The organism is Antarctobacter sp., from assembly GCF_965277915.1.
Classification (GTDB): domain Bacteria; phylum Pseudomonadota; class Alphaproteobacteria; order Rhodobacterales; family Rhodobacteraceae; genus Antarctobacter.
Genome location: NZ_OZ255849.1, coordinates 780,550 through 799,512, shown reverse-complemented (window position 1 = coordinate 799,512; position 18,963 = coordinate 780,550). Strand labels below are relative to the sequence as shown.

Genomic DNA, 18,963 nt, shown 5'->3' with positions numbered 1-18,963 from the left:
ACATGGCCGATCTGACCCTGACCCCGAACCTCGACCGTCCCGACGATTTCTATGCCGCGCTGATCGCCGCGCACGACGGGCTGTCGGATGAGGAAAGCGCGGCGCTGAATGCCCGCCTGATCCTGATCCTGGCCAACCAGATCGGGAACATCGACGTTCTGAACGCGGCCTTGCAAGCCGCCGCAAAGACTGCGGAGGAGGCCACCGCATGACCGGCGCGGCGGCAGATCGGCAGAGCCCGGCGGCAGACACCGTGCCCGTCCCGGGAACGGAGTTGGAGGGCTTTTTCCCCTATCGCCTCGCGGTCGCCGCCGAAGGGTTCTCTCGGAACCTGGTCGAGGTCTACGGACGCCGGTTCGGCCTCAGCCGCGAGGAATGGCGGCTCTTGTACCTCTTGGCCGGCGAGGACCAGGTGACATCGCTGGAGCTTGGCCGCCGCTCGACCCTCGATAAGGTCCAGGTCAGCCGCGCCTCGCAACGGCTGGAGGACAAGGGGTTGATCACCCGCGCCGTCGCGCCGGACGACCGGCGCCTGCGCCTTTATGCCTGCACCGAACAAGGCCGCGCGCTGTTCAACGAGGTGCTGCCCCAGGTCGAGGCACGCTCGGACGAGATCCTGCGCGCCATGTCCACCGAGGACCGGGCCGCGCTGGAACGGGGGCTTGCGGCCCTGGCAGAGGCGATGGCGGCCCGCCCCCTTCACACGTCCTGAGGGAAGGGCGATCCGCTCGGGTCTGTTCAACGTCGCCACCTGTTCGCGCATCTCAAAAATTGCGGACTCAACCTCGGCGGCAGGGCCAAGGGCATTTCGGGGAACCGACTGTGCAGTCCAACGACACGACCGAGATGGACATATGGGACGACGCGGCGCCCGCCCCATGCATGGCCGAGATAATCAGCAGCATCACCCCCATCAGCGGGCTGAACCGGCGTCAACCTGGCCAGGGTCATGCCGGTGGAGCAAAGGGCGGACGCCCTCCCCCGATGCGGTCGCGCGCCTCTTCAGTACGGGTTCTTCGCCGCGCGATCGGCGGACAAGGATTGGTGGCGCCGTTCGACCAGCAGTTCGATGGCATCGGCCAGGTGCTCACGGTCGATGTGGTGGTCGCCGCGCGCCACGCGGATGCGGTGCGCCTCGATCATCACGTCGGCATGGCGGCAGCCCTCGGGCGGCTCGAACCGGTAGCTGGCCAGTTCGATCAGAAGGCCCATCGGATCGGTGAAATAGATCGAGTCCATGAACCCGCGATCCTTGGGGCCGGAATGCTTGATCCCTCGCGCCTCAAGCCGCTTCGCCGCCTGCCAGAAACTCGCCTGGCTGACATTGAAGGCGAGGTGATGCACGCAGCCCGGTTCGGTCGGCGTGCGCGCGGGATCGGGGGTCCGGTTCTCGTTTGTGAAGATAGTGATCAGCCGCCCGTCGCCCGGGTCGAAATAGAGGTGCCCCTCGTCCGGGTCGTCGAGGTTCGGCTGGTCAAAGATGAAAGGCATGCCCAGAACGCCCTCCCAGAAATCGATGGACGTCTGCCTGTCGGCGCCGGTCAGGGTGATGTGATGGACACCCTGCGTCTGGATCTTGCGGATTTCGTCTGGTTGGCTCATGTTTCCTCCCCGCTCTGGACCACCGGGCCGCAAATGCGGCTCCGGTTGATCCAAGGATGGGGCAAGAGGCGCCGGTTTCAAACCCTCAACCGGCGCACCAGGTCTGTGCGGGGCCTCAGCCCTTGCCCGCCTTCAGCGCCGCCTCGCGCATCTGCGTCAGGCTGACCCGCGGGGTCAGCGCCTCGGGCGATATTTTCAGATCCAGCACCGCGCCCGACGGCGAGGCAAGCGCCCGGTCGAAGGCAGCCGCAAAATCCTCGGTCCTTTCGACCCGTTCGCCATGAAAACCGTAGGCCCGCGCCAATGCGCTGAAATCCGGATTCACCACCATGTCCGTCCCCGACACCCGGGTGGGATAGTGGCGTTCCTGGTGGGCACGGATCGTGCCGTAGATCCCGTTGTTTAGGATCAGGATGATGGGCTGCGCGCCGTACTGGGCGGCGGTGGCCAGTTCCTGGGAATTCATCTGGAAATCGCCATCGCCCGCGAAACACACAACCGTGCGCGCGGGATCGTTCAGCTTGGCGGCAATGGCCGCCGGAACGCCATAGCCCATCGCCCCCGACTGCGGCGCCAACAGGCGCGCGTCAGGCCCGAACTTGTAGAACTTGTTCGGCCAGACCGCGAAGTTCCCTGCGCCGTTGGTCAGGATCGCGTCGTCGGGCAACAGATCGCGCAGGTGCGCGCTGACCTTGCCCATGTCCACCGGGCTGGGCAGATCGTCCAGCTCGAAACCGGTCTCCCATGTGGCGCGGGCATCGGACCGCCAGTCGGCCCAGTCGCCGCTCACCGGCGCCTCTGCCAGCGCCTCGGCAAAGGCGTTGGGGCCGCAGTGAATACCCAGTTCGGGCTGGTAGACCTTGCCCAGTTCCAGGTCGGACCCGTGCACATGGATCAGCCGCTGATGCGGCACCGGCACCTCGAGCAGGGTCCAGGCATCGGTGGAATTCTCGCCGAAACGGTTGTTCACCGCCAGGATCACGTCCGCCTCGGTGATCAGCTTGCGCACGCCCGGCGTCATGCCCACCCCGGCCTCGCCGCAGAAACAGCGAGAGAAATTGTCGAACATGTCCTGGTAGCGGAAGACCGAAACCACCGGAATGTCCGAGCCTTCCGCAAATCTCTGCAGGGCCTCCGAGCCCGAGCGCGTCCAGTTGCAGCCGCCATAAAGGATCAACGGCCGCCTTGCCTCGGCCAGGATCGCCCGCGCCTTCTGCACGGTCTGGGGCGAGGGCATCGGTTCGGGATATTCGGCAGGACCGGCCAGCGGCGCGGCCTCTGTCCGGCTGCTCAACATGTCCTCGGGCAATGCGATGACGACGGGGCCGGGCCGCCCGGTCGTGGCGGTTTTCCAGGCCCGGGCGAGGATCTCGGGGATGCGGTCGACATTGTCGATCTCGACCGCCCATTTGACCATCGTGCCGTAGACCGCACGGTAATCGACCTCCTGGAAGGCCTCGCGCCCGCGCATGTCGGTGCCGATCTGGCCCACGAGCATGATCATTGGCGAGCTGTCCTGCATCGCGGTGTGCACCCCGATCGAGGCATTGGTGGCGCCCGGCCCGCGCGTGACCATGCAGACACCGGGCTGCCCCGTCAGCTTGCCCCAGGCGGCAGCCATGAAGGCGGCGCCGCCCTCGTTTCGGCAATTGACGAAGTCCAGCCTGCCTGCCGTGTCATGCAGCCCGTCCAGCACCGCCAGGTAGCTTTCGCCCGGCACACCGAAAGCCCGCGTCGCGCCCAGCGCCACCAGGCTGTCCACCAGCAATTGTCCGCCATGTCGTGTCATCGTCCATCCCTCTTTCGCGGCGCTTGCGCCCCTGCCGAGGCGACACCCGTCTAGGTGCACACACCTCTAGAACCGGCCCCGGATGTCAATGGCCTGCGACTTTGGTCGGTGCTCCGTCGGCGCGCGCGGCGGGGAAAACGGGTGATCCGCCGCCCCCGCATTGCTAGACTGCCCGGCAATCCTGGGGAGGAGAACCATGAGCGATCTGGAGCATGTGACGGAAATCGACAGGGTCTTGCGCGGTCAGGAAACGGGACGCGACGCGCTGGTGGCCGACAGTTGGCGCCGCTGCATCGAAACCTATGGCATGGACCCGACCCGGCCCGATCCGGCCCATATCGTGCCCGCGTCGCAACTGCGCGAACACCGCGAACAGGCCGAGCGGCTGGTGGCCACGGCGCGGTCAGGATTGCGGGCGCTGTTCCGGCAGGTGGCCGGACAGAACTACGTGCTGCTGCTGGCCGACGCCAAAGGTGTCTGCGTCGACTTCTTTGGCGATCCCAGGTTCGAGGACGACCTGCGCCGGGCCGGGCTGACGCTGGGCTCGGACTGGTCCGAGGACCTGGCCGGCACCTGCGGTGTGGGGTCATGCATCGTGACGGGCGAGGCGGTGACCATTCACCAAGGCGATCACTTTGGCCTGGCGCATACGCCGCTGTCCTGTACCTCGGCCCCGATCTACGACACCTGCGGACAACTGACGGCAGTATTGGATATCTCCCTTCTGCGCTCGCCCAGCCCGAAATCCAGCCAGAACCTTGCAATGAACCTTGTCCGGGCCTCTGCCCGGCGGATCGAGATGGCAAACCTGATGGCCATGACGCGCAGCGACTGGGTGCTGCGGTTCTCCACCTCGCCCGAGTTTCTGGAGGTCGATCCCGAAGCCGCCGTGGCGCTCGACGGGTCGGGGCGCATCGTCGGTATGACGCATGGCGCGCAGGCCTGCCTTGCGCCCGAGGGCACGGACAGCCTGATCGGTCAGCGCATCGACAGTCTGCTGCACCTTGGCGTCGACGATCTGCCGGACTTGATGCGCGGGCGCCCGACAGAGGACCGGGTGCTGCACCTGCGCGACGGGCGCGGGCTGTTCGGCCATGCCATCGCGCCGCAGACCGTGCGCCGCCCAATGCGCAACGCACCACCGCAGACGCCGGAATGTTTTGCCGGTCTGGCCGGACAGGACCCGGCGATGCAGGCGCTTCTGCAAAAGGCCGCCCGGCTGGCTCCAGGCAAGATGCCGGTGCTGCTCTTGGGCGAAACCGGCACGGGCAAGGAAACGCTGGCGCGCGCCATCCATGTCGCCGGAGGACCGCCGCGCGGCTTCCACGCCCTGCGCTGCGCCGGGTTGCGTCCCGAAACCGTTGTCGCCCTGGAAGAGGCCAAGGCCGGGACGCTGTTCCTGAAAGGCGTCGAGGACCTGGACGAAGCGGCGCAGGGCGCTCTGCTGACGCTGCTGGACCGGCGCGAGGACCTGCGCGTGATCGCCTCTGCCCGCGACCGGCAGGTGACTGTCCCCGGCGCGACCGGTCTGCGCGAGGATCTGCATTTCCGGACCGTTGGCGCCGTACTGGATCTGCCGCCCCTGCGCCTGCGCAGCGACGTGGATTGGCTGATCGAGCGGCTCTTGCGACGGCGCACCGCAGGAGAGCTGCAACTTTCCCCGGCGGCCCGCGCGGAACTGGCCGGACGCGACTGGCCGGGCAATATCCGTGAACTGCAGTCGACGCTGGATACGGCGGTCTCGCTCTGCGACGGGCAGGTCGTGGATCTGCCGGACCTGCCCGCCCGGATCACGCCGCCGACGCCCGAAGATGACCTCGAAGCGATTCTGGATGCCTGTGGCTGGAACATGGCTCGGGCAGCCCGGCGCATGGGCGTGAACCGTTCGACCGTTCTGCGCCGTGTGCGAAAGTCGGGATTGACGCCGCCGGCATGATGGCCGGTTGCAACGGTGGTGTTGCGCGACGTTGCGCGCGCAACGGGCCGGGCTGAAATTTCATCCGCGGCGCCCCAATCCCCGCCCCGACGCTGGATCGGATCGACGGGTTTCGCCCAGACTGCCGCCATCCAAGTTTGGGCAATGGGAGGAAATCATGCTCGACACGACATTGACGGACCAGACGCAGGCGATGCTGGACGCGTTCGGCGCCGCGCTGGAGAATGGCGATATCGAGGCGGCGACGGCGCTGTTCCAGGACGACTGCTACTGGCGTGACCTGGTCAGCTTTACCTGGAACCTCAAGACGGTCGAGGGCAAGGACGGCGTGGCCGACATGCTGCGCCACCAGCTCGCGACGACCAAGCCCTCGGGTTGGAAACTGGCAGAGGGGGAGCTGCCGACCGAAGCGGACGGCGTCACCACCGCCTGGATCGAGTTCGAGACCGAGGTGGCGCGGGGCTACGGCCTGATGCGGCTAAGGGATGGCAAGATCTGGACCCTGCTGACAACGATGGCCGAACTGAAAGGCCACGAGGAACCGAAAGGCTTCAATCGGCCGATGGGGGCCAAGCACGGTGCCGGCAAGAACCGGACGACCTGGAAGGAAGAGCGCGAGAAGGAAGAGGCGGAATTGGGTTATGCGACCCAACCCTATTGCCTGATCATCGGCGGCGGACAGGGCGGCATCGCGATGGGCGCGCGCCTGCGTCAGCTTGGCGTACCGACGATCATCGTTGAACGCAACGATCGCCCCGGCGACAGCTGGCGCAAGCGGTACAAGTCGCTCTGCCTGCATGACCCGGTCTGGTACGATCACCTGCCCTACATCAAGTTCCCCGACAACTGGCCCGTGTTCAGCCCCAAGGACAAGATCGGCGACTGGCTGGAGTTCTACACCAAGGTGATGGAGTTGAACTACTGGACCCGCACCACCGCCCAATCCGCGACCTGGGACGACGAGACCAAGGAATGGACCGTCACCGTGGACCGCGACGGCGAGGAAGTGGTGCTGAAGCCGAAACAGCTGATCATGGCGACCGGCATGTCGGGCAAGAAGCGGATGCCAGAGTTTCCCGGCATGGACAGGTTCAAGGGTGTGCAGCAGCACTCCTCGGAACATGAAGGCCCCGACCAGTGGACCGGCAAGAAGGTCGTCGTGGTCGGTTCGAACAACTCGGCCCATGACATCTGCGCCGCGCTCTGGGAACACGACGCGGACGTGACGATGGTGCAGCGGTCCTCGACCCATATCGTGAAGTCCGACACGCTGATGGAGGTGGGGCTTGGCGCGCTCTACTCGGAAGAGGCAGTCGCCAATGGCATGACCACGGAAAAGGCGGACCTGATCTTTGCCTCGCTGCCCTACCGGATCATGCATGAATTCCAGATCCCGGCCTACGAAGAGATGAAGAAACGCGACGCGGACTTCTACGAGGGGCTGGAAAAGGCCGGCTTCTGGCTGGACTGGGGCGATGACGGATCGGGTCTGTTCATGAAGTACCTGCGGCGCGGCTCGGGCTATTACATCGACATCGGCGCCAGCCAGCTGATCATCGACGGCGAGATCAAGCTGAAGCGTGGACAGGTTGTCGAACTGGACGAGACAGGCGTGATCCTCGACGATGGCACGCACCTGGACGCGGATCTCGTGGTCTATGCCACCGGCTACAACTCGATGAACGGCTGGGTCGCGGACCTGATGGGTCAGGACAAGGCCGATCAGCTTGGCAAGTGCTGGGGTCTCGGCTCGGACACCACCAAGGATCCGGGCCCATGGGAGGGCGAACAGCGCAACATGTGGAAGCCGACGCAGGTCGAGGGGCTGTGGATGCATGGCGGCAACCTGCACCAGTCGCGCCACTATTCGCAGTACCTTGCGCTGCAGATCAAGGCCCGGATGGAAGGCATCCCGACGCCCGTCTACGGGTTGCAGGAAGTTCACCACCTGAGCTGACGCAAAGGCGGACCGGGCAATCCCGGTCCGCCGTTTTCCCTTGCCCGCCGCGCCATTCGCGGTTTCAGTCCCTTCAAAGGAGTTTGCCGCGCGCGGTGCGTCCCGGCATCCCGATGCAACTGGCCGCACGGAACGGCGGCGTGACCGGTACAGCCGCAAAAGACACGGGAAGGACGGTCATGGACGACGGCCCGACCCCCGTCTTGAGAAAGCGGCGCGCCAGCGCCTGTACGGATTAGACCTGTCGCGTCGACATCAACCGGCTGTTGGCCCGCGTGAAGAGGTGGAACCAAACCGGCCCGGGCCAACGGAGGGCGTGCCGCTCAGACGGCCTTGTCGTCCGCGTCAAAGAAATGCAGCCGTTCCGGCGGCGCGACCAGGCCGATCCGGTCGCCTTCGGTAACCGAGGTGTCACCATCGGTGCGAACCGTGACCCGGCCAAGCGGCCCGCAGTCCACGATCAGAAAGGTATCGGCGCCCAGGTACTCCAACACGTCGACGGTGCCGTCCATCATGCCTTCGCCCTCGGCCCCGATCCGGATATGTTCGGGCCGGATGCCAACCTTTACCGCCGGGTGATCGCCCTCGTAGGCCCCGCCCCGCGCGCTCTCCAACGTGAAGCGGCCTCCGCCGGTGGTGCAGTCCAGCACGTTCATCTTGGGCGATCCGATGAACTGCGCCACGAAGAGATTGGCGGGCCGTTCATACAGCTCTCGCGGGCTGCCGACCTGGGCGATCACGCCGAATTCCAGCACCACGATCCGGTCGGCCAGCGTCATCGCCTCGACCTGGTCATGGGTGACGTAGATCATCGTGCGGGCCAGCGCCTTGTGCAGCTTGGCGATTTCATAGCGCATCTCGACACGCAGCGCCGCGTCGAGGTTGGACAGGGGTTCGTCGAACAGGAAAGCCGTCGGATCGCGCACGATCGAACGCCCGATGGCAACGCGCTGTCGCTGGCCGCCCGACAGCGCCTTGGGCCGCCGCTCCAGGTAGGGTTCCAGCTTCAGAACCCGTGCCGCCTCGTCCACCTTGGCCTTGATCTCGGATTTCGGCGCGCCGGCGGTCTTGAGCGAGAAGCCCATGTTCTCACCCACCGACATATGCGGGTAGAGCGCGTAGGATTGAAAGACCATCGTCAGCCCGCGCTTGGACGGCGGATCGGCGGTCTTGTCCTGCCCGTCGATCAAGAGCTTGCCGCGGCTGATTTCCTCAAGGCCGCCGATCATCCGCAAGAGCGTGGACTTGCCGCAGCCGGAAGGGCCAACAAAGACCACGAATTCACCATCCGCGATGGTCAGGTCGATGCCCTTGATCACCTGAAGGTCGCCGTACCACTTTTCGACCTTGTCGAGAGTTATCGCCCCCATCACGCCCTCCTTGCGCTGTCCGACGCCCAGGCCAGCCAGATTGCCGCCGTCCAGGTGAAATTGCGCCCGCCCGCCGCTGCGCCGTCGCGCGGGTCGAAATACTCGGCAAAGCCGTTCTCCGCGATCATGTCGCGGGTGTTTGTCCGCAGCGCCTCGGCCCGGTCGTCATGGCCTGCCTCGCGCAGGCCGGTGGCAATCAGCATGTTCATCATCGCCCAGACCGGGCCGCGCCAATAGCGCTTCGGCTCGTATGACGGATGCGCGGGATCGGTCGAAGGGACGTAGTAGCGGGTCGCCTTGGCGATCCTGTCGAAATGCCCCTGCATACGGTCCCCGCCCACCCCGGCGTACCAGGCCAGGAAAGAAGCGTTCGACACCACGCCCGTGTGCTGCCCTGACCGGATGTCGAGGCAATCATATGTGCCAATCTCGGCATTCCAGAGCCGCTCGCTCCCGCCCTCCATATCGGTGATCCAGCCGTCGAGTTCGTTCGTCGGCAGGCCCAACCGCTGTGCCAGAACCCGCAGGTCCCGCGTGGACCTGAGCAGGGTGAAGGTCATCGTCGGGTCGGCCACGCGAAAGGGGGTGATCTCGCGCAGATGCGCCTCGTCCCAACCACACTCTGCCCCCAGTTTCACCAGGTAGAGATAGCGATCGTAATCCCAGCGTCTCGGGCGCTCTTCCTCGACCACATGGGTGGTGTCGCGGCGGTAATACTCTTCGATCCCCTCGGGTTCGATGGCAGCAAAGGGACCGTCCCAATCCGGACAATTGTCGCGGCCCGTCTCCCAGGGGTGGGTGACGACGATGGCCCCGCCCTCGTTGCGCCAGGTCATGAACCAGCGGTGCCAGTCGATCAGAGCGGGCACCAGCGCGCGGGCTCGATCCTCGTACGCGCCATCCATCTCCAGCAACCAACGAGTGAAGGTTGCCGCGATGGGCGGCTGCGAGATACCCGAGGACGGGATCGGCCCCACACCGCGCCAGATGTCGGGACCGGGGAAATAGCTGGGGTCGACCTCGTGGAACAGGATGTGCGGGACCATGCCGTTGGGCCACTGCCCGCTCATCAACGTCTCGATCTCTGTCCAGGCGCGGTCCATGTCGTGCTCGGCGAACCCGATGGCGGCAAAGACGCTGTCCCAGTTCCACTGGTAGGGATACAGCCCGCCAGTCGGCACGGTGTATCCGCCCCGGTCATTCCCTTTCAGGATGGCACGGGCTTCGTCGTCTCTTTTTGTCATCCCTTGACACTCCCGGCCGTCAGGCCCTTGGTCATGAACCGCTCCAGCCCCAGGAAGAGCGCCATGATCGGCACCGTCGCCACCACCGCCCCGGCCATCAGGTGCTGGCGCGGGATCTCGGAGGAATTGAGCGAGGCGATGCCCCGGGTCAGCGTGAATTTCGACGGATCGTCCAGCAGCATGAAGGCCAGCAGGAACTCGTTCCACGCGATCATGAAGACATAGAGCGAGACGCTGGCCAGCGCCGGCAGCGACAGCGGCAGGGTGATCTTCCAGATCACCGCAAGCCGTGACAGCCCGTCCATCAGTCCCGCTTCCTCGACCTCGGCCGGAAGGCCGCGGAAATAGCCCTGCAACATGTAAAGCGCGACCGGGATGGTGGTGACCGGGTAGATCAGCACGATGCCGAAGATCGTGTTGCGCAGCCCCGTCATCGAAAAGGCGATGTAGATCGGCAGGGCAAGCACGATCATCGGCACCATGTAGATCAGCAGGATCGAGCGCGAAAATGCCGCCCGCCCCCGGAACCGCAGCCGCGCCACCGCGTAGGCGCCGGGGATCGAAAAGGCCAGCGTGAGAAAGACCGTGAGCACCGAGACATAGAAGGAGGTCCAGAGGTAGTTGCCGAAACTGAAATCGGCGAACAGTTCGACGTAGCTGCGGAACAGGCCCCAGCCCTGCGACAGGTCGATGGTGAAATCCAGCGGGTTCTGGATCAGTTCCGACTGGTTTTTCAGGCTCGTCATCACCATGACGTAAAAAGGGATGGCGACGATCGCGGTGAAAAAGATGTAGCCGAAGCCGGTCAGGAACCGGATCACCGCCTCTTCGAACTCATGCCGCGTCAACTTGCCTAGGCCGGGCAGATGCCCCAGGATCACCTGCAACGACCAGCCCGCGGCCAGCCCCAGCGCCCCGCTGCCCACCAGTTTCCAGGAGGTCGAGGCCTCTTCACCCGCCGCGACCGGGCCGATGCCGATCACCGCCAGCAGGACGAATGCCGCCGCCGTCGCCAGCGACACGGTCCATTTGCCCAGGTGCAGCGCGACAAGGCCAAGCCCCAGGGCCGCCCCCCAAAGCAGGGACCACAGGCCCGCCGGGCGGAACGGATCGCCGGTGGCAAAGGACATCAGCACCGCCAGCGTCGTCGCCAGCACGAACAGCCAGAGCGCGCCCAGAACGGGGCCGGTGACATAGCCGAAACGCAGCCTGCTCATAGGCCTTCCTCCTGGCTGACATAACGGAAGAAGAAGATCGAGAAGAGCACAAGACAGCAGAAGACCACCACCGCAACCGCCGCGCCGGCCCCGATATTCGAGATGGCAAAGGCCTGTTCGTAGACATTCACCGTCAGGGTCCGCGTACCGGCGTTACCGCCGGTCAGCAAAAAGATGTCGTCGAACTTGTTGAAGGTCCAGATGAAGCGCAACAGGAACAGCACGCTGAGAATGCCCAGCAGTTGCGGCAGGCTGAGATACCAGAACTTCTGGAAGGGCGACGCCCCGTCCATGTCGGCGGCCTCGTACATGTCGGTGTCGATCGACTGCATCCGGGCAAGGATGAACAGGAAGGACAGCGGGAAATAGCGCCAGATCTCGAAGACCGTGACCATGATCAGCGCCAGAGGCCTCTCGCCAAAGAAATTGATACTGGATTCAGTCACGCCCATCTGGATCAAGAGCGCGTTGGCCGAGCCCGAGAATGGATCGAACAGGATGATCCAGGCAAAGGCCACGGCGATCACCGGGGCGACATAGGGAAACAGGTAGAGGCCGCGCAGGATGCCCTGGCCACGGAACTCCTTGTTCAGCAGCATCGCCGCGAAGAGGCCGAAGATCAGAGCGCCCAGCGTGCCGAAGACGGTGTAAAAGATCGTCACCCCCAGCACGCCCCAGAACTCGTCTCCGCTGAAGATCCGGTCGAAGTTCTCCAACGTGAACTCGAAATTCGTCAGGATATTGGTACTGCGCCCGGTCATCCGGGGAGCGGTGCCCTCGGCGGCCTCTTCGGCGGCATCCTCATCCCCCTGCAAGGCCACGAAGATCTCGACCTCGTCACGGCCGCCGCCGTCAAGATCACCCAGGTCGCAGGTGAAATCCGCCCCTTCAAAGGTACAGCGCGGATCGGCTGTCAGGACGGTCAGGCTGTCCGGCAGGCTGTCCGACAGGGTGACGCCGGTGATCGGTTCCGACTGCGAGGAATTGCGGACCCGGTATTGCAGGCGCAGGCTGTCGTCCGATCCGCGCAGGCTCTCGCGGACCACGGGTGCTGGCGGACGCAGGTCCGCCAGGCCTATGGGCTTGAAGCTGATCCAGAAGATCGCCAGCAGCGGCAGCACGACCACTGCGGAAACAATGGCCAGCGTGGGAAACAACAGCCCCCAGGCCAGCCGCGCCTCGCGTTTCAGGAGAGGGCCAGTGCCCCTTGGCGGCCCCGAGGCCGGCCCGGTGCTGTCGCTCATGTCGCGGTCCCCCCTTCCGGACGCGGGCCGAAAGCCACGTCCGCGCGGGCGACCGGCGCGGAACCGGTCGCCCGAAGGTCCGGCATCACTCGATGCCGGCCAGTTCCTCGTTCATCTTCTTGACCGCATCGGGACCAGAGATGTTGCCGTCGATGTATTCACGCACAACCCGGTTGATCGCCTGGCTGTTGATGATCTTGGAGGCCAGCGCCAGTTGTCCGTCCTTGACGCCCCATCGCTGCGCCACGTCCAGCCCACCGACGATCTCGTCGATCATCGAGGCCGCGTAGAGCTCGCTCAGCGGCGCCTTGCGGTCCACGCCCACGTCCAGCTTGGACCAGGCATCTACAAAGGCCGTCGGGGCATCCTGGGTGCCGCGCCGCACCGGGAACTTGCCCTCGGGCGCGATGGAAAGCGTCTGCGTATAGCCCTCGTCCATCGAGTACTTGATGAACTCCTGCGCCTCGTCGAAATCCGCATCGGCAGTGATGCCGAAATAGCGGATGTCGCCCCAGGCCGCGCCGTCGGGGTTGGACGGACCGGCGAAATTGGTCACGATCCCGGTCATCGAGGCCAGTGCCGATGAGGTCGGATCCTCGTTGATGGTCGGCGGGGCGCTGTCACGCAGGCCGGCCAGTTCGTCCAGGATGAAGGGCGACCAGATGATCATCGCCGCATCCCCCGCGAAATAGAGGCTGCGCGACTGGTCCCAGTAAAGCTCACCCTCGGGCGAGGCATCGGCCAGCACCTTGTAGAACTCCAGCACCTCGACGGTCTTCTTCTCGTCGAAGCCGGTGAACCCCTCCGGCCCAACGGGTGTCGCGCCATTGGCAAGAAAGACGTGTTCCAGCACCTGGCTCATGAAGTTCTCGTCCACCTTGGTGGCGGCGACAAAGCCGAACATCTCGGGCGGGTTGTGCAGCGCCTCGATCGCGGCGGTGACGGCGGCAAATGTGGTGGGCGCCTCCAGCCCGGCCTCGTCGAACAGGTCCTTGCGGTAGACGATCATCTGCGTCCAGCCATCCACCGGGACGCTGGCCCAGCCATCATCGGTCTTGGCCATGTCCAGCGCGCCGGGGGCGAAGGTGCCGGTGCCCAGTTCGTCGATCACCTCGGTTGCGGCCTCGGCATCGAGAATGCCCGCTTCGACCCAGGGCAAGGCATATTGCAATGTATGGTAGATCACGTCAGGCAGGTCGCCGGCGGCAAAGGCGGCGGTGGCGCGCGTGCCCAGATCGGATTCCGAGACGGGGATCACCTCGACGCCGATACCCGTTTCAGCCTCGAAGGCCTCGGCCATCTCCTTCTGCTTGGCCAGCCGCTCTGGCTGTTCCTCGGTTGTCCAGAACCGGATATCGGCCGCCGCAGGGCCCGCGCCCAGCGCCAGGCCAAGCGCCGCGGTGGTCAGAAGTCGGGACAAAGTATTTGGTGATTTGACGGGCATTTCGCACCTCCCAATGCGCTTTGATTCTTATCGGTCGTTTTCCATGACCTACCGCAGTTCTAGCGATTTTTCCACCGTGCCGTCGATTGCACCGGTGGCAGAACGGACAGCAGGCCCTTAATATTGCTCGAAAATTAGGCATCCAACTGCGACAGGCAATGTCTGTCACGCGATGTAGCGGCGCTCTGCACCGCAGCATCAATCAGCGCCGCAAGAGTGGATGCCCGCCCCTTCCACCACCGCGGCTGAAACCGTTTTTCGCAGGTTTCCCAAAGCGCTTGCAGCCACCCCCGCAGGCGCACAGCATAAGCATGCCGCCATGCTGCAACCGCCCGGTATGCCTTTCGGCGACCTGCTGGCCGCGGTCGACAGGATCACGCCGGGTCAAGAGCCGACCACGGCCGAGGCTTATTCCCGGACAGGAGGTGGCCCCCCCCCGAAGATACGCGTCGGCCCACGGTTGGACCAGCGCGGGCGCAGCTAGGGTGTCGCGGGGGCGTCGGCACAAGAGACCGTGCAATTGCAGGCAGCGGTCGGGACAGCCAGCGGATGGAAACTATGTAGGCACTCACCGCTGGCGAAAGCCGTTCCGGACGTCTTTCTCTGCGAAAGACTATACGAAAGGTGCAAGAGATGCGAAATGGTATCCAGCCGACACGGCTGCCCTGCTCGCAGCTCTCAAGAACGGATCGAACATGCGTTTCCTGAAACAAGTTATTCTGTCTGTCGTGATCCTGGTCGCGACGCTGTTTCTCTGGTTGAACTACGTGCCCGGCGCCGCCGCCTTCCTTGACCGTACCGGCGTGTCGGGCGTCCTGGGGATCGAAGGTGCGGCAGCAGATGTCTCGAACACCGGCCGGGGCTTTGGTCCGCGCGGTCCGGCGCAGGTCGTCGTGGCCGCCGTGACCGAGGCCACCACCAACGACCGCGTCGATGCCATCGGCGACGTGCGCGCCCTGCGCAGCGCAACTCTGCGGACAGAGGTCAGCGGCGAGGTCGTGCAGGTGGCGCTGGAAACCGGGGGCTTCGTGGACAAGGGTGCGGTGATCCTGCGCCTCGACGACGAGGCAGAGCGGATCGCGGTGGAACGCGCGCGCCTGCTGCTGGAGGATGCCCGCGATGCCGCCAGCCGGTTTTCGCGGCTGCAGGACGGCGGGTCCGTCACCGAGGTACGCCAGCGCGAGGCGCAACTGCGGCTGCGGACCGCCGAGCTGGAGCTGAGCGAGGCGGAGTTTGCCTTGTCCCTGCGCACGGTACGTGCGCCCTTTGCCGGCTGGATCGGCCTGGTGGATGTCGCCATCGGCGAACGGCTGTCGCCCACGGATGTGATCGCCACCCTGACCGACCGGTCCGAAATCCTGGTGGATTTCCGTGTGCCGGAACGCGTCGTCGCCCAGGTCGAGCCGGGCATGCCGATCGAGGCCCGCCTGCTGGGCGTCGAAGGAGCGGACGCCCTGGCCGGCACCGTGCACGCCGTCGACAACGTGGTCGACCGCAACAGCCGGACCCTGCGGGTGCAGGGGCGGCTGGCCAACGAGGACGACCGCCTGCGCGCGGGCATGGCCTTTACCGTCACGCTGCGCTTTCCGGGGGAGACCCTCGCGGCCGTCGACCCGCTTTCCGTGCAATGGTCCAGCGAGGGATCCTACGTCTGGGCCGTGCGCGACGACAAGGTTCAGCGCGTCGGCGTGACCATCCGCCAGCGCGACGCCGACCGGGTGCTGGTCGAAGGCGACCTGGCGCCCGGCGATCTCGTCGTCACCCAGGGCGTGCAGACCCTGCGCCCGGGCGCAGAGGTCGCCATCGCCGGACGCACCGAGGCTCGCGCCGCCCTGCCCGGCGCCACCAAGCCGAGTGTCACGCGATGAAGGAAAGCTCTGCAGCCGTTTCCGGGTCGGGCACCGCGCTGTTTGTCCGCCGTCCGATCCTTGCACTTGTCCTCTCGGCCCTGATCGTCCTCTCCGGGCTGGCCGCCGTTTTTGGCGTCGAGGTACGCGAACTGCCGAACGTGGACCGCCCGGTCGTCACCGTGACCACACAATTCCCCGGCGCCTCGCCGGAAAGCGTCGACCAGGAGGTGACTGGCCGCATCGAAGGCGCCGTGGGCCGCGTGGCCGGTGTGCGCTCGATCTCCTCCAACTCGCGCTTCGGTCGGTCGCGGGTGACGCTGGAATTCGAGGATGACGTCGATCTGGACGTCGCCGCGACCGACGTGCGCGACGCGGTGGCGCGGATCGCCAACCAGATGCCCGACGGCGCAGAGACGCCCGAGATCGTCAAGGCCGACGCCAACGCCCAGCCGGTCGTGCGCATCGCCGTGACCTCTGCCGGGCGCTCGCCGCAGGAACTGACCCGGATCGTGCAGGAGCGTGTCGAGGACCGGTTGCTGTCTGTCAACGGCGTGGCCGACCTGCAGATCTATGGCGACCGCGACCCGATCTTCCGCATCGACATCGACCAGTCGGCGCTTGCCGCGCGTGGCCTGACGCTGGCCGACGTGCGGAACGCGCTGGCGGACGTGGCCTTTGACGCACCGGCGGGCGACCTGTCGGGCAACAGCCAGAGCATCGCAGTGCGAACCACGGCCACCGTCGCCACCACGGCCGAGTTCGAAGACCTCGAAATCTCCGAGAACGTCCGCATCCGCGACGTGGCCACAGTGACCCTTGGCCCGGCCCCGAACGAGACCGTCCTGCGCGCCAACGGCCAGACCGGGGTCGGCATGGGCATCATCCGTCAGGCAACCTCGAACACGCTGGAGATCTCCTCGGCCGTGCGGGCGGTCGTGGCCGAGCTGGACCAGACCCTGCCAGACGACATCTCTATCTTTGTCACCTCCGACGATGCGGTCTTCATCCGTGGTTCGATCGAAGAAGTGCTCAAGACGCTGGGTCTGGCCACTGCAATCGTGGTGGCGGTGATCTTCCTTTTCCTGCGCAACGCGCGCGCCACGCTGATCCCCGGGCTGACCATGCCCGTGGCGCTGACCGGCACCGTGGCGGCCATCTACATGGTGGGATTTTCGGTCAACATCCTGACGCTGCTGGCGCTGGTGCTGGCCACCGGCATGGTCGTCGATGACGCCATCGTCGTGCTGGAAAACATCGTCCGACGCCGGAGCGAGGGCATGGGTCCCCGCGCCGCCGCCGTGCTGGGCACGCGGCAGGTCTTTTTCGCGGTGGTCACCACTACGGCCACGCTGGCGGCGGTCTTTGTGCCGCTGTCCTTCCTGCCCGGCCAAGCGGGCGGGCTGTTCCGGGAGTTCGGCTTTACCCTGGCGATGGCGGTGCTCTTGTCCTCGGTCGTGGCCTTGACGCTCTGCCCGGTTCTGGCAAGCCGCCTGCTGACCGCAGAGCCGAACCCGAACCCGCGCGGCCCCTTTGTCTGGCTGGGCAACCGGCTGGGCGCGCTCTACAAGTCGACGCTGGGTTGGGCTTTGGCGATGCCTTTCGTCGTGCTGTTGGTGGCGGTTCTCTTCTCGGCCACAGCGGTCTTTGTCGCCGATGGCATTCGGCAGGAACTGACCCCGCGCGAGGATCGGGCGGTGGCCCTGTTGTCCGTCTCTGCCCCGCAGGGCGTCTCGCTGCAGTACACCACCGCCAAGATGGACGAGATCGAGGCCCTGATCGAACCGCTTCGCGACACCGGCGAAGTCACCAACATCTTTTCGATCACCGGCTTCGGCTCGGACAACCGCGGGTTCATGGTCTTTTCCCTGGCCCCGTGGAGCGAGCGCGCACGCAGCCAGGACGAGATCGTCGGAGAGATCAACGGCAAGCTGCGCGGCGTGATCGGCGTGCGGGCCTTCGCAATCCAGCCCAACTCTCTGGGTATCCGGGGCGCGGGCCGCGGCCTGTCCTTTGCCATCACCGGCGACAATTACGCGCAACTTGCCGATGTCTCGCAGCGGTTGGTGGAACGGATGCAGGAGAACCCGGCCTTTGGCCAGGTCCGGCTGGAATACGAGACCACGCAGCCGCAGCTGTTCATCGAGATCGACCGCCAGCGCGCTTCTGACCTGGGCATCGACATCACCGGGCTGGGAGAGGCGCTGCGCGCGGTTCTGGACGGGCGCAGCGTGGGGTCGGTTTTTATCGACGACCGCAGCTATGACATCCAGATGCTGTCGACCTCGAACCCGGTGAACGATCCCAGCGACCTGAAAAACATCTTTGTCCAGACGGCGGACGGCCAGACGGTGCCCATGTCCAGCTTTGTCAGGCTGGAAGAGCGCGCCATCGCGCCCGAGCTTGACCGCGAGGGCCAGAACCGCTCGGTCGAGATTTCGGCCGGGCTGACACCGGCCCTGGCGCTTGGCGACGCAATGACCCAGGTGCAGGCGCTGGCGGATGAAATCCTGGCCGAGGAGAACCGCATCGTCCCGCTGGCTGAGGCCGCGACACTGGACCAGACGGCCTCGGGGCTGGTGCTGGTCTTCGGCTTTGCCATCGCGGTGGTCCTGCTGGTGCTGGCGGCGCAGTTCGAGAGCTTCATCTCGGCCATCGTGGTCATGGTGACGGTGCCCATCGGGCTGGCCTGTGCCGCCTTCGCGCTGCTGTTCACCGGGCTGAGCCTGAACGTCTACAGCCAGATCGGCCTGGTGATGCTGATCGGGATCATGGCCAAGAACGGCATCCTTATCGTCGAGTTCGCCAACCAGTTGCGCGATGGCGGTGCCACGGTGCGCGACGCGATCCTCGACGCCTCGACCATCCGCCTGCGGCCGGTGATGATGACCATGACCTCGACCGTGCTGGGCGGCGTGCCGCTGATCCTGTCGACTGGTGCGGGGGCCGAAGCGCGCGAGGCGCTGGGATGGGTCATTGTCGGAGGGTTGGGTCTGGCGACCTTCTCGACGCTCTACCTGACGCCGGTGGCCTACCTGCTGCTGGCCCGCTTCTCGCAGCCGCGCGTCAAGGCCATGCAACAGCTCGAAACCGAACTGGAAGAAGCGCTGTCCTGACGGATCGGCCGTGGCCGGAGGTCCTGCCAAGGGACGTCCGGCCAGCGATTCAAGACATGCACCATTGCGCCCCTGCACCGACGGCAGGCAGTCGTCCATGGTCAGCCCGAAGGCGCCCGTTCCCCGGATTTCGCCATCGACGTCGATCTGGTAACTGAACGGCCCCCAGTTCGGCCTTGCCCGCCAGGAACGCGGGC

General features: G+C 65.6%; 13 protein-coding genes. 6 read left to right on the top strand and 7 right to left on the bottom strand.

What is annotated here, in order from left to right; genetic code table 11:
* Positions 1 to 2 precede the first annotated feature (2 nt).
* On the top strand, positions 3 to 212 hold the full coding sequence (locus tag ACQY5B_RS04775; protein WP_420326152.1) for a DUF2783 domain-containing protein: 210 nt from the start codon (positions 3 to 5) through the stop codon (positions 210 to 212).
* The gene (locus tag ACQY5B_RS04770; protein WP_420326153.1) at positions 209 to 712 is read left to right on the top strand and encodes a MarR family winged helix-turn-helix transcriptional regulator; all 504 of its coding nucleotides are present in this window, start codon (positions 209 to 211) and stop codon (positions 710 to 712) included. The genes ACQY5B_RS04775 and ACQY5B_RS04770 overlap by 4 nt, the downstream gene beginning before the upstream one ends.
* A gap of 290 nt (positions 713 to 1,002) precedes the next feature.
* Here the strand turns inward: ACQY5B_RS04770 and ACQY5B_RS04765 are convergent, their stop codons facing one another.
* Positions 1,003 to 1,584 (bottom strand): VOC family protein, encoded by a 582-nt coding sequence (locus tag ACQY5B_RS04765; protein ID WP_420328708.1) that lies wholly within the window; start codon positions 1,582 to 1,584, stop codon positions 1,003 to 1,005.
* A 133-nt stretch (positions 1,585 to 1,717) separates the two neighbouring features.
* Entirely contained in the window at positions 1,718 to 3,391 is a 1,674-nt protein-coding gene (locus tag ACQY5B_RS04760; RefSeq protein WP_420326154.1) for a thiamine pyrophosphate-binding protein, read from the bottom strand.
* 196 nt (positions 3,392 to 3,587) lie between these two features.
* Between ACQY5B_RS04760 and ACQY5B_RS04755 the strand changes: the two genes are divergently transcribed.
* Together ACQY5B_RS04755 and ACQY5B_RS04750 are read left to right on the top strand one after the other, a co-directional pair.
* Positions 3,588 to 5,327, top strand: coding sequence for a sigma-54-dependent Fis family transcriptional regulator (locus tag ACQY5B_RS04755; RefSeq protein WP_420326155.1), 1,740 nt, complete (start codon positions 3,588 to 3,590; stop codon positions 5,325 to 5,327).
* Positions 5,328 to 5,484: 157 nt separating this feature from the next.
* On the top strand, positions 5,485 to 7,284 hold the full coding sequence (locus ACQY5B_RS04750) for an NAD(P)-binding domain-containing protein (protein WP_420326156.1): 1,800 nt from the start codon (positions 5,485 to 5,487) through the stop codon (positions 7,282 to 7,284).
* Positions 7,285 to 7,607: 323 nt separating this feature from the next.
* Here ACQY5B_RS04750 and ACQY5B_RS04745 read toward each other — a convergent pair whose 3' ends face one another.
* The 5 genes from ACQY5B_RS04745 to ACQY5B_RS04725 form a co-directional block, all read right to left on the bottom strand.
* Positions 7,608 to 8,654 carry an ABC transporter ATP-binding protein gene (locus tag ACQY5B_RS04745; protein WP_420326157.1) on the bottom strand — a complete coding sequence of 349 codons (1,047 nt, stop codon included), beginning with the start codon at positions 8,652 to 8,654 and terminating at the stop codon, positions 7,608 to 7,610.
* Positions 8,654 to 9,898, bottom strand: coding sequence for an MGH1-like glycoside hydrolase domain-containing protein (locus ACQY5B_RS04740; RefSeq protein WP_420326158.1), 1,245 nt, complete (start codon positions 9,896 to 9,898; stop codon positions 8,654 to 8,656). Before ACQY5B_RS04740 ends, ACQY5B_RS04745 begins: the two co-directional genes overlap by 1 nt.
* On the bottom strand, positions 9,895 to 11,115 hold the full coding sequence (locus ACQY5B_RS04735; protein WP_420326159.1) for a carbohydrate ABC transporter permease: 1,221 nt from the start codon (positions 11,113 to 11,115) through the stop codon (positions 9,895 to 9,897). Before ACQY5B_RS04735 ends, ACQY5B_RS04740 begins: the two co-directional genes overlap by 4 nt.
* Positions 11,112 to 12,359: a carbohydrate ABC transporter permease gene (locus ACQY5B_RS04730; RefSeq protein ID WP_420326160.1), complete on the bottom strand. Its 1,248-nt coding sequence runs from the start codon at positions 12,357 to 12,359 to the stop codon at positions 11,112 to 11,114. Before ACQY5B_RS04730 ends, ACQY5B_RS04735 begins: the two co-directional genes overlap by 4 nt.
* Before the next feature lie 85 nt (positions 12,360 to 12,444).
* Positions 12,445 to 13,803: an ABC transporter substrate-binding protein gene (locus tag ACQY5B_RS04725; protein ID WP_421917700.1), complete on the bottom strand. Its 1,359-nt coding sequence runs from the start codon at positions 13,801 to 13,803 to the stop codon at positions 12,445 to 12,447.
* A 728-nt stretch (positions 13,804 to 14,531) separates the two neighbouring features.
* Here ACQY5B_RS04725 and ACQY5B_RS04720 point away from each other — a divergent pair.
* Together ACQY5B_RS04720 and ACQY5B_RS04715 are read left to right on the top strand one after the other, a co-directional pair.
* The gene (locus ACQY5B_RS04720) at positions 14,532 to 15,671 is read left to right on the top strand and encodes an efflux RND transporter periplasmic adaptor subunit (RefSeq protein WP_420326163.1); all 1,140 of its coding nucleotides are present in this window, start codon (positions 14,532 to 14,534) and stop codon (positions 15,669 to 15,671) included.
* Positions 15,668 to 18,766, top strand: coding sequence for an efflux RND transporter permease subunit (locus ACQY5B_RS04715; protein ID WP_420326164.1), 3,099 nt, complete (start codon positions 15,668 to 15,670; stop codon positions 18,764 to 18,766). Before ACQY5B_RS04720 ends, ACQY5B_RS04715 begins: the two co-directional genes overlap by 4 nt.
* Positions 18,767 to 18,963 lie beyond the last annotated feature (197 nt).